Origin of the sequence: Pseudomonas sp. PS02303, assembly GCF_029959925.1 — a bacterium.
Lineage (GTDB): Bacteria > Pseudomonadota > Gammaproteobacteria > Pseudomonadales > Pseudomonadaceae > Aquipseudomonas > Aquipseudomonas mandelii.
Window position 1 is genome coordinate 1 of sequence record NZ_JASCOM010000202.1, and the last position, 10770, is coordinate 10770.

The following is a 10770-nucleotide window of genomic DNA, read 5'->3' on the forward strand; positions in this document are numbered from 1 at the left end:
TTTTCTTTTCGGACGCCTTCGCGGAAAGCCTCGCTCCTACGGGTTTGTGTCGCGTCATAGGTTGCGATCACCCCAAATCCGTAGGAGCGAGGCTTGCCCGCGAAGAGGCCGGCACAGGCGCCTGATTACTTCGCCGGATACTCCCGATGCATCTGCCCAAGCAACGCATCCTTGTCTTCCCACAACTGATTGATCCAGCCCTGAAACTGCAACCGATACTCCCCATCCTGGTCGTAGTTCTTACCAATGAACTGCGGCGGAATCTTCAGTTCCTGAAAGTGCACCACCACATCCTTCACATTCCCGCACAGCAGATCCCAGTAACCGGGACGCCCGGCCGGGTAGTGAATGGTCACGTTGACGATCGACTCAAGCTGTTCACCCATCGCATCCAGCACAAACGCAATGCCGCCAGCCTTGGGCTTGAGCAGGTACTTGAACGGTGATTTCTGCTGTGCATGCTTGCCTTCAGTGAACCGGGTGCCTTCGACGAAATTGAAAATCCCCACCGGGTTATGGCGGAACTTGTCGCAGGTTTTGCGGGTGGTTTCCAGGTCTTTGCCTTTCTTCTCCGGGTGCTTTTCCAGGTAGGCCTTGGAATAGCGCTTCATGAACGGAAAACCGAGCGCCCACCAGGCCAGGCCAATCACCGGCACCCAGATCAGTTCCTGTTTGAGGAAGAATTTCAGCGGCTGGATGCGCCGGTTGAGCACGTACTGCAACACCATGATGTCCACCCAGCTCTGGTGGTTGCTGGTGATCAGGTACGAGTGCTTATAGTCCAGCCCTTGCAGGCCACTGAGGTGCCAGCGGGTGCGGCAGACCAGGTTCATCCAGGCCTTGTTGTTGCTGATCCAGGCTTCATGGGTGTGGCTCATCAACCAGAGCGAGAAACGCTGGGTGAGGGCAAAGGGCAACACCTTGATGATCGCTACGCAGAACAGAAACGAGCACAGCAGAATGGTATTTAACGCCAGCAACAACGATGCAATCACGCCGCGCACGGCGGCAGGTAGAAAAGCCAGCATTTAAAGATCCAAAGGTCGGTTGGCAGCTTGAATCGCGGTCAGCGCGATGGTGTACACGATGTCATCGACTTGCGCGCCGCGCGGCAGGTCGTTCACGGGTTTGCGCAGGCCTTGCAGCATCGGCCCGAGGCTGACGCAATCGGCACTGCGCTGTACGGCTTTGTGCGTGGTGTTGCCTGTGTTCAGGTCAGGGAAGACGAACACCGTGGCGCGCCCGGCGACCTGACTGTTCGGCGCCAGTTGCCGGGCCACGGTTTCGTTGGCGGCGGCGTCGTATTGCAACGGGCCGTCGATCAGCAGCGAATTCTGTTGTTCGTGGGCGAGCAGCGTCGCTTCGCGAACCTTTTCGACTTCTTCGCCGCTGGCCGATTCACCGCTGGAGTAGCTGATCATCGCCACGCGCGGGGTGATGCCGAATGCGGCTGCCGAGTCGGCGCTTTGCAGGGCGATCTCGGCCAGTTCGCTGGCGCTCGGGTGCGGGTTCATCACGCAGTCGCCGTAGACCAGCACTTCTTCGGGAAACAGCATGAAGAACACCGACGACACTAGCGTGCAGCCCGGCGCCGTCTTGATCAGCTGCAGGGCCGGGCGGATGGTGTTGGCGGTGGAGTGGATGACCCCGGAGACAAGACCGTCGACTTCATCCAGCGCCAGCATCATGGTGCCGATCACCACGGTGTCTTCCAGTTGTTGCTCGGCCATCGGTGCGTTGAGGCTTTTGCTTTTGCGCAGCGCAACCATCGGTTCGACGTAGCGCTCGCGAATCAGGTCCGGGTCGAGAATCTCCAGGCCCGGCGGCAGCTCGATGCCCTGGGCGCGGGCCACGGCTTCGACGTCTTCCGGTTTTGCCAGCAACACGCAACGGGCGATGCCGCGCGCCTGACAGATCGCCGCCGCTTGCACGGTCAGCGGCTCGCTGCCTTCGGGCAGGACGATGCGCTTGTTGGCGGCCTGGGCACGCTGGATCAGCTGATAACGGAACACCGCGGGCGACAGGCGCATTTCGCGCGGAGTGCCGCAACGCTGGTGCAGCCAGTTGGCATCCAGGTGACTGGCAACGAAGTCGGTGATGATCTCCGCACGCTCGCGGTCGTCGATCGGGATTTCCTTGTTCAGACCGTTCAACTGGTTGGCGGTGTCGTAGGAGCCGGTGCTCACCGACAACACCGGCAAGCCCGCCTGCAATGCGCCACGGCACAGGTCCATGATGCGCGGATCGGGCAGGGTGTCGCTGGTCAGCAACAGGCCGGCCAGCGGCACGCCATTCATGGCGGCGAGGCTGACGGCGAGGATGATGTCGTCGCGATCGCCGGGGGTCACCACCAGCACGCCGGGCTTGAGCAGCTCCACAGTGTTGCGCATGGTGCGGGCGCAGATGATGATTTTGGTCATGCGCCGGGTTTCATAATCGCCGGCATTGAGAATCTGCGCGCCCATCAGGTCGGCGACGTCGCGGGTGCGCGGCGCGTTCAATTCCGGCTGGAAAGGAATGCAGCCGAGCAGGCGAAAATCACCGCTGCGCAGCAACGGCGAATGTTCCTTCAAGCGCGAAGCGAACGCCTCCATGCTTTCGTCGGTCTTGACCTTGTTGAGGATCACGCCGAGGACTTTCGGATCTTTGGGGCCTCCGAACAATTGCGCCTGCAATTCCACTCGGCCAGACAGTTCGGTCAGCACTTCGTTTTCCGGTGCCGAGACCAGGATCACTTCGGCGTCGAGGCTTTTCGCCAAGTGCAGATTCACCCGCGCGGCGTAACTGGCACTGCGGGTCGGGACCATGCCTTCGACGATCAGCACGTCCTTGCCGACGGCCGCTTGCTGATAAAGGGTGATGATTTCTTCGAGCAGCTCATCCAGCTGACCGTCGCCAAGCATGCGCTCGACGTGAGCCAGACCGAGTGGCTGCGGCGGTTTCAAACCGTGGGTGCGCGCCACCAGTTCGGTGGAGCGTTCCGGGCCGGTGTCACCCGGATGCGGCTGGGCGATCGGTTTGAAAAAGCCGACTTTGAGGCCGGCGCGCTCAAGGGTGCGCACCAGCCCGAGGCTGATGGAGGTCAGTCCCACACCAAAATCGGTGGGTGCGATAAAAAAAGTTTGCATGCGGATTCTCTAAGGGTGCATGGCAATGGCGATCATCTATAGCTGACGATCTACCGAAATTCAGTCGCCAAGGTTATCGCTAACCGAGGCTTGTGCGCACCAACCGCAATCAAAGGGCTGGCCTATTTTTTCAATACGTTGCGCGGGGTCCAGGACCCAGGCGCGAGATTGCCACGGCGGCTGGTGGCGCAGGTGCTGGGTGTGACCGCAGGAAAGCTCGGCCACCCAGTGCCCGTCCTCATCTTGATGGAAGCCTGTGACCGTCGAGCCCTTCGCCGTCATCCGTCTGTCCGGGTTGTGTTCGCTTTCGGGCGATTGCTTCGCTAAACTTGGCCATTCTTCATTCTTATGCAAAAGGTCTCGCCCCATGCTGATCGCCGCCAATAAGGCTGTCTCCATCGACTATACCCTGACCAACGACGCTGGTGAGGTCATCGACAGCTCCGCCGGCGGCGCGCCGCTGGTCTACCTGCAAGGCGCAGGTAACATCATCCCGGGCCTGGAAAAGGCACTGGAAGGCAAAGCAGTCGGCGACGAGCTGACCGTAGCCGTTGAACCTGAAGATGCCTACGGCGAATATGCTGCCGAACTGGTCAGCACCCTGAGCCGCAGCATGTTCGAAGGCGTCGACGAACTGGAAGTGGGCATGCAGTTCCACGCTTCCGCGCCGGACGGCCAGATGCAGATCGTTACCATCCGCGATCTGGACGGCGACGATGTCACCGTCGACGGCAACCACCCGTTGGCCGGTCAGCGCCTGAATTTCCAGGTCAAGATCATCGCCATCCGTGACGCCAGCCAGGAAGAAGTCGCTCATGGTCACGTCCATGGCGAAGGTGGCCATCACCACTGATTTTCTGCGCTAAGCTCAGAGAACTGGAGAGGCGCCCGAGGGGCGCCTTTTTAGTCCGCGGCTGTCCCTGGCGACATCGCCAAGTGGCTGTTTCGAGTAGAACACGGGAATCTGGAGTTCGTCATGAGTGCTTTTCACGACCTTAAATTGACAGCCCTGGATGGACAGGAGCTACCGCTGGCACCCCTCAAGGGGCACGTCGTGCTTGTGGTCAACGTCGCTTCCAAATGTGGCTTGACCCCACAATACGCGGCGCTGGAAAACCTCTACCAGCAATACAAGGACAAAGGCTTCAGCGTGCTGGGCCTGCCGTGCAACCAGTTTGCCGGGCAGGAACCGGGTACCGAGCAAGAGATCCAGGAATTCTGCAGCCTCAACTATGGCGTGACCTTTCCTTTGTCCAGCAAGCTGGAAGTCAACGGTCATGATCGTCATCAGCTGTACCGTTTGCTCGCGGGCGAGGGTGCGGAGTTTCCGGGGGACATCACCTGGAACTTCGAAAAATTCCTGCTGGGCAAGGACGGCCGAGTGCTGGCGCGGTTCTCGCCGCGCACTGCGCCGGATGATCCGACGGTCATCCATGCGATTGAAAAAGCGCTGAGCTAAATAAAGAAACATCAAAAGATCGCAGTCTTCGGCAGCCTTACGGGTGTTCACCTTCCCCTGTAGGAGCTGTCGGAGGCTGCGATCTTTTGCTTTTGGATCTTAATCACCCAAATCAATAGTGCTGTTCAAGGTTTGCGACTCTCCATATTATCGCCGTCATAAAGTCATTTGCCCCGTGGAGCGTCCCATGCCCGTCAAAGCCCTGTTCAAACCGTTCCACCTCGGCAGCCTCGAACTGCCGACCCGCGTCGTCATGGCACCGATGACCCGCTCCTTCTCCCCGGGCGGCGTACCCAATTCCAAAGTGATCGAGTACTACCGTCGTCGCGCCGCTGCCGGCGTCGGCCTGATCATCACCGAAGGCACCACCGTCGGGCACAAGGCCTCCAACGGCTACCCGAACGTGCCGCATTTCTACGGTGAGGCCGCGCTGGCCGGCTGGAAGAAAGTGGTCGACGCAGTCCACGCCGAGGGCGGCAAGATCGTTCCGCAGTTATGGCATGTGGGCAGCGTGCGCCGCATCGGCACCGAGCCGGATGCCAGCGTGCCGGGTTACGGTCCGTCGGAGAAATTGAAGGACGGTCAGGTCGTGGTTCACGGCATGACTAAACAAGATATCCAGGACGTGATCGCCGCGTTCGCCCAAGCCGCTAAAGACGCCCAAAGCATTGGCATGGACGGCGTGGAAATCCACGGCGCCCACGGTTACCTCGTGGACCAGTTTTTCTGGGAAGGCAGCAACCAGCGCACCGACGAATACGGCGGCAGCCTGGCCAACCGTTCGCGTTTTGCCATCGAATTGATTCAGGCTGTGCGTGCAGCCGTCGGCGAAGGCTTCCCGATCATCTTCCGTTTCTCGCAGTGGAAGCAGCAGGATTACACCGCGCGCCTGGTGCAAACACCGGAGGCGCTGGGGGAATTCCTCAAGCCGCTGTCCGACGCCGGCGTGGACATTTTCCACTGCTCGACGCGTCGGTTCTGGGAGCCGGAGTTCGACGGTTCCGAGCTGAACCTGGCCGGCTGGACCCGCAAGCTCACAGGCAAGCCGACCATCACAGTGGGCAGCGTTGGCCTGGATGGCGAGTTCCTGCAGTTCATGGTCAACACTGACAAGATCGCGCAGCCGGCCAGCCTGGAAAAACTGCTGGAGCGCTTGAACAACGACGAGTTCGATCTGGTAGCGGTAGGGCGTGCGCTGCTGGTCGACCCGGACTGGGCGCAGAAAGTGCGTGATGGTCGTGAGGAAGACATCCTGCCGTTCAGCCGTGAGGCGTTGATGACCCTGGTTTAAGCAGCGACTGGAAGGGCCTCTTCGCGAGCGGCTCGCTCCCACAGGTTTTGTGCATGACGCAGAACCTTTGTGGGAGCGAGCCCGCTTGCGAAGACGGATTCAATGTCACCCACCGGTCAGGATAAGGTCTGTGCCTCAGGCACCGCCAACTCCCCCACACAAGCCCCCCGCAACTGCCCCTCGAACTGCTCGATAATCGCCGCCCAGCCCTGACGACTCGCATGCTGGCGCGCATTGAGCCGCACGCAACGCAAGGTTTCGCGCTCCTCCAGCAACCACGTCGCAGCATCGCAGAACGCCTCTTCGTCCCCCGGCATCGCCAACACGCCGTTGTAGCCATGGCGAATGTGTTGAGCCGCAGCCGCCTGATCGTAGGCCACCACGCCCAATCCCGAGGCCAGCGCTTCAAGCACCACATTGCCGAAGGTTTCGGTCAGGCTCGGAAACAGAAATACGTCCGCTGACGCATAGTGACTGGCCAACGCTTCGCCTCGTTGTGAGCCGCAGAAAATCGCGTCAGGCAGCTCCTTCTCCAAAAAACCTCGCTGTGGCCCGTCGCCGACCACGATCAATTTCAGTTTGCGCTGTGGATAAGTGGCCTTCAGGCCGTCAAAACAGCGCTTGAGCAAGCCGAGGTTTTTCTCCTGCGCCAGGCGTCCGACGTGGATGACCGCGATGTCTTTCTCGGCGAGTCCCCACTGTTCGCGTAAAGATTGCAGGCGTTTGACCGGATGAAACAATTGGCTGTCGACCCCTCGGGACAACAACGCCAGACGTTCGAAATGACGCCGTTCCAGTTCCAGTCGCTGGCTGATGCTGGGCACCAGAGTCAACGTCGAACGGTTGTGAAACCAGCGCAGGTAATGGGTCAGCAAGCGCGACAGCAAGCCGAGCCCGTATTGATTGGAGTACTGCTGGAAATTGGTGTGAAAGCCGCTGACCACTGAAATCCCCAAACGCCGCGCCGCTCGCAACGCCGACAATCCCAGCGGCCCTTCCGTGGCGATGTAGAGCACGTCCGGACGATGACGTTTCCAGCGCCGCAGCAGCTTGTGCATCGACGACTGACCCCATTGCAAGCCCGGATAGCCCGGCAATGGCCAGCCGCGACACAGCAGCAACTCATCGCTGCTGGCCGCCAGAAGATCGCAGCCCTGACGCGGCCGCACCAGTTCGACCTGATGCCCGCGCGCGCGCAAGCCATCGCACAAGCGGCCGAGGGTATTGGCCACGCCGTTGATTTCCGGTGGGAAGGTTTCGGTGATGAGGGTGATATGCAGAGCTGTCGTCATGACCCCAGTGTCGGCTGGGGGCATGTCGTCATTGTGGCGTTTCGATGATGGATTTGTGACGGTGTCAGCGTTGGGTCACCAGATTCTCTGCGCCGCGCTCACGCACCCAGAACAGCGTCGCACCGGCCACAGCCGCCGGCATCATCAGGATGTTGACCACCGGAATCAGCAACACCAGGTACACGATCCCGCCAAAACTCATGCTCTGCCAGCGCTTCTCGCGCAGCCAGGCGAGCATTTCGTTCCAGCCCAGTTTGTGGTTGTCCGCCGGGTAGTCGATGTACTGGATCGCCATCATCCACACCCCGAACAGCAGCCACAGCGGCGCGGCGATGATGTTGACCACGGGGATGAACGAGAGAATGAACAACCCGATTGCCCGCGGCAGGAAGTAGCCGAGTTTGCGCATTTCCCGGGACAGAGTGCGCGGGATCATGGCGACCAGTTCACCCCAACTGAACGCCGGGAAGTCATCGGTGCCACGCACCACCACTTCGACCTTCTCCGCCAGGAAGCCGTTGAACGGCGCGGCGATGACGTTGGCGAGCATGGTGAAGGTGAAAAACACCATCAGAACCACCAGCACGACAAAAATCGGCCAGAGGACGTAACTGAGAAAACTCAGCCAGTCGGGCAGGGACGGCATCAGCGTATCGACCCACAGGCTGAATTGATGGCTGGCCAGGTAGATCAATCCGACGAACAGCACGAGGTTGATCACCAAGGGCAACAATACGAACAAACGCAGGCTGGGACTCAAGACCAATTTGAGACCTTCGCGCAGGTATTGCGGGCCGGACAGAACGGGGGCGGGCATAACGTGCTCCGAGCAAAGGGTAAACGCGCCGACCTTACCGGCTTTGCCTGACAGGCGAAAGCGCGGCAGCGACATCGACATTAACTGTAACAAAGGCGCCTATAAATCCATCGTGACCGGATAGAGACCGCCTATGAGCTGGATTGTTAAACCGTATTTCCTTAATCTTCGCCCCCTCGATACGCTGCACCCATTCTTTTTACAGGACTGTCGAACCCGAGCCTTCCCCAAGGCTTTCAACGGTCCTTTTTTATTCCCGCCGGCAACCCGGCGTTCCGCGCCAGGTGTTCCGGGCCGGTCAACAGGAGCAGGTCATGTCTGAAGTCCGTCATTCGCGAGTGATTATTCTCGGTTCCGGCCCTGCCGGTTACAGTGCCGCGGTCTATGCCGCCCGTGCCAATCTCAAGCCACTGCTGATCACCGGCATGCAGGCCGGCGGTCAACTGACCACCACCACCGAAGTCGACAACTGGCCGGGCGACGTCCACGGCCTGACCGGCCCGGCGCTGATGGACCGCATGAAAGAGCACGCCGAGCGTTTTGAAACCGAGATCGTTTTCGATCACATCAATGCCGTGGACTTCGCTGCCAAGCCGTACACCCTGATCGGCGACAGCGCGACTTACACCTGCGACGCCCTGATCATCGCCACCGGCGCCAGCGCCCGTTACCTCGGCCTGCCTTCGGAAGAAGCGTTCATGGGCAAAGGCGTATCGGCCTGCGCAACCTGCGACGGTTTCTTCTACCGCAACAAGCCAGTGGCTGTGGTCGGCGGCGGCAACACCGCTGTTGAAGAAGCGCTGTACCTGGCCAACATCGCCAGCACCGTGACCCTGGTCCACCGTCGCGAAACTTTCCGCGCCGAGAAGATCCTGATCGACAAGCTCAATGCCCGCGTTGCCGAAGGCAAGATCATCCTGAAGCTGAACGCGAACCTGGACGAAGTCCTGGGCGACAACATGGGCGTCACCGGTGCCCGCCTGAAGAACAACGACGGCAGCTTCGACGAGCTGAAAGTCGACGGCGTGTTCATCGCCATCGGCCACACCCCGAACACTTCGCTGTTCGAAGGCCAGCTGACGTTGAAAGACGGCTACATGGTTGTGCAGGGCGGCCGCGACGGCAACGCAACGGCCACCAGCGTCGAAGGCATCTTCGCTGCCGGTGACGTGGCTGACCACGTTTACCGTCAGGCCATCACCTCGGCCGGCGCCGGTTGCATGGCGGCACTGGATGCCGAGCGTTACCTCGATGATCTGCAGAACGCCAAGTTCTGAAATCGTTGAAATGAAAAAACCGGCTTCGGCCGGTTTTTTTGTGCCCACAGCAAAAGCGTTCACCAGACCCCGGCAGGAGCGAGGATTGTGTTGGTCAACCGCGAAACCGTTCCTGGACGAAGTCCATGACCTTCAGCGATTGATAGATCGCATTGGCGGCAACGCGCCCGAACGGCCCACCGTTCCAGTCCAGCAAGTACGGCTTGAACAGTTCATGCCGAGCAGTTTCCCCGCACACCGCTTCAGCAATCACCCTGCCGCCAATCGAACCGGTATTCAGTCCATGACCGCCAAATGAAGTGCACGCCCAGACACCTGGTTCCAGCCATCCCAGGTTGGGCATTTTGTTGGTGGAATACCCCATCAGACCGGACCAGGCCAATTCGATCCTGACCGGCGCCAGTTGCGGATACACCGACACCATGTCGGCCTTGAGCATGGCCGCCAGGGCTTTTTCATTCTGTTCGTGACGGGTCGTGATACGTCCGCCCCACAACAGGCGATCGCCTTCGACAATGCGGTAATAGTCCGAGGCGCGACGGTCATCGGAAAACGCGGCGCCTGACTCGAGAACGCTTTTGATCGAATCGCCCAGGTGTTCGGTCAGCACCACGTAGGTGGCAATCGGCAGGTAGGCGCGGCTGAGCTTTTGCAGCTCCGGCCCGCCGTAACCGCCGGCGCAGAACACCAGGTCCTGACAGCGCACGCTGCCGTGAGCGGTCTGGACAATCTTGTCGGCCCCTTCGCGACGCCAGGTGAGCATTTTGGAGTGTTCGAAAATGCGACTGCCCGCCGCTTCAATGGCAAGGGCCAGGCCCAGGCAATAATTCAACGGGTGGAAATGCAGAGCGTTCGGATCCTCCACACCCTGGAAATAACGTTGGGTGTGCGCCCGTTCGCGGACCTGGGCGGTGTCGAGGAAGTTGAGTTCGTAAGCGAAGTCGCGGCGCATTGTGTCGATGTGGTTTTTCACGCTGGCGCTGTCGTCGTAGCGCTTGACCCGGATTGTGCCGGCGGACGGATTGCAGCCGGTGAGGGCCAGTTCGGCGATGTTGCGGCGGACAATCTCTACCCCTTCAACCGACATCTGGAACAGCGTTCTGGCGTTTTCCAGTCCCAGTTTTTTGCGGATCGCTCCAGACCCTTCGGCCCAGCCCGGCGAGACCACGCCGCCATTGCGGCCGGAGGCTCCCCACGCGACCTGATGGGCTTCGAGGATGATCACACGCTTGCCGCGCCGGATCAGTTCGAGGGCGGCGGTGAGGCCGGCGATGCCGGCACCGATGATGCAGACGTCGCAGGTTTCGTCGGTGTTCAATTCGGGCCTGGCCGCACGGGGCAGCGAGGTTTGGGAATACCAGGTGTTGGGGAAGGACATGGTCGATCCTTGATAAGTTGCCGGACATTCAAGCGAGGGCTGGCCTTCGTGGGAGCGAGCCTGCTCGCGATGGCGGTCGAACATTCAACATTAATGCTGAATTTGATGGCCTCATCGCGAGCAGGCTC

General features: G+C 60.3%; 10 protein-coding genes. 4 read left to right on the plus strand and 6 right to left on the minus strand.

What is annotated here, in order from left to right; translation table 11 throughout:
• Positions 1 to 125: 125 nt before the first annotated feature.
• The 3 genes from QMX98_RS27170 to QMX98_RS27180 are packed head-to-tail and all read right to left on the minus strand — an operon-like array spanning position 126 to position 3527.
• Complete coding sequence (locus tag QMX98_RS27170; RefSeq protein WP_077747431.1) at positions 126 to 1028, minus strand: acyltransferase; 903 nt, start codon at positions 1026 to 1028, stop codon at positions 126 to 128.
• Positions 1029 to 3128 carry a phosphate acetyltransferase gene (gene pta, locus QMX98_RS27175; protein WP_010463273.1) on the minus strand — a complete coding sequence of 700 codons (2100 nt, stop codon included), beginning with the start codon at positions 3126 to 3128 and terminating at the stop codon, positions 1029 to 1031. It lies immediately after the preceding gene.
• 60 nt (positions 3129 to 3188) lie between these two features.
• Positions 3189 to 3527, minus strand: coding sequence for a DUF3565 domain-containing protein (locus QMX98_RS27180; protein WP_042932938.1), 339 nt, complete (start codon positions 3525 to 3527; stop codon positions 3189 to 3191).
• On the opposite strand from QMX98_RS27180, the gene QMX98_RS27185 reads away from it, so the two are divergent.
• The 3 genes from QMX98_RS27185 to QMX98_RS27195 all read left to right on the plus strand — a co-directional run bounded on the left by QMX98_RS27185 (position 3496) and on the right by QMX98_RS27195 (position 5878).
• On the plus strand, positions 3496 to 3981 hold the full coding sequence (locus QMX98_RS27185) for a peptidylprolyl isomerase (protein ID WP_010463269.1): 486 nt from the start codon (positions 3496 to 3498) through the stop codon (positions 3979 to 3981). The two genes, QMX98_RS27180 and QMX98_RS27185, sit on opposite strands and share 32 nt — an antisense overlap.
• Before the next feature lie 123 nt (positions 3982 to 4104).
• Entirely contained in the window at positions 4105 to 4587 is a 483-nt protein-coding gene (locus QMX98_RS27190) for a glutathione peroxidase (RefSeq protein WP_010463268.1), read from the plus strand.
• Positions 4588 to 4774: 187 nt separating this feature from the next.
• A complete protein-coding gene (locus tag QMX98_RS27195) occupies positions 4775 to 5878 on the plus strand; it encodes an NADH:flavin oxidoreductase (protein WP_010463266.1) in 1104 nt (367 codons plus the stop codon).
• Between the two features lie 116 nt (positions 5879 to 5994).
• Here the strand turns inward: QMX98_RS27195 and QMX98_RS27200 are convergent, their stop codons facing one another.
• Together QMX98_RS27200 and cysZ are read right to left on the minus strand one after the other, a co-directional pair.
• Positions 5995 to 7194 (minus strand): glycosyltransferase family 1 protein, encoded by a 1200-nt coding sequence (locus tag QMX98_RS27200; protein ID WP_077747434.1) that lies wholly within the window; start codon positions 7192 to 7194, stop codon positions 5995 to 5997.
• A 40-nt stretch (positions 7195 to 7234) separates the two neighbouring features.
• Positions 7235 to 7987, minus strand: a complete 753-nt coding sequence (gene cysZ, locus QMX98_RS27205; RefSeq protein WP_010463261.1) for a sulfate transporter CysZ — start codon at positions 7985 to 7987, stop codon at positions 7235 to 7237.
• A gap of 314 nt (positions 7988 to 8301) precedes the next feature.
• Here cysZ and trxB point away from each other — a divergent pair, with 314 nt between their 5' ends.
• Positions 8302 to 9264 (plus strand): thioredoxin-disulfide reductase, encoded by a 963-nt coding sequence (gene trxB, locus QMX98_RS27210; protein WP_010463259.1) that lies wholly within the window; start codon positions 8302 to 8304, stop codon positions 9262 to 9264.
• 94 nt (positions 9265 to 9358) lie between these two features.
• On the opposite strand, the gene QMX98_RS27215 is transcribed toward trxB, so the two are convergent.
• Positions 9359 to 10642 carry an FAD-binding oxidoreductase gene (locus QMX98_RS27215; RefSeq protein WP_083375010.1) on the minus strand — a complete coding sequence of 428 codons (1284 nt, stop codon included), beginning with the start codon at positions 10640 to 10642 and terminating at the stop codon, positions 9359 to 9361.
• Between the last annotated feature and the right edge of the window lie 128 nt (positions 10643 to 10770).

Bases quoted from the DNA above. Each gene is read 5' to 3' on its own strand.
- QMX98_RS27170 (WP_077747431.1), bottom strand. From the start codon at position 1,028: ATGCTGGCTTTTCTACCTGCCGCCGTGCGCGGCGTGATTGCATCGTTG.
- pta (WP_010463273.1), bottom strand. From the start codon at position 3,128: ATGCAAACTTTTTTTATCGCACCCACCGATTTTGGTGTGGGACTGACC.
- QMX98_RS27185 (WP_010463269.1), top strand. From the start codon at position 3,496: ATGCTGATCGCCGCCAATAAGGCTGTCTCCATCGACTATACCCTGACC.
- QMX98_RS27180 (WP_042932938.1), bottom strand. From the start codon at position 3,527: ATGGAGACAGCCTTATTGGCGGCGATCAGCATGGGGCGAGACCTTTTG.
- QMX98_RS27190 (WP_010463268.1), top strand. From the start codon at position 4,105: ATGAGTGCTTTTCACGACCTTAAATTGACAGCCCTGGATGGACAGGAG.
- QMX98_RS27195 (WP_010463266.1), top strand. From the start codon at position 4,775: ATGCCCGTCAAAGCCCTGTTCAAACCGTTCCACCTCGGCAGCCTCGAA.
- QMX98_RS27200 (WP_077747434.1), bottom strand. From the start codon at position 7,194: ATGCCCCCAGCCGACACTGGGGTCATGACGACAGCTCTGCATATCACC.
- cysZ (WP_010463261.1), bottom strand. From the start codon at position 7,987: ATGCCCGCCCCCGTTCTGTCCGGCCCGCAATACCTGCGCGAAGGTCTC.
- trxB (WP_010463259.1), top strand. From the start codon at position 8,302: ATGTCTGAAGTCCGTCATTCGCGAGTGATTATTCTCGGTTCCGGCCCT.
- QMX98_RS27215 (WP_083375010.1), bottom strand. From the start codon at position 10,642: ATGTCCTTCCCCAACACCTGGTATTCCCAAACCTCGCTGCCCCGTGCG.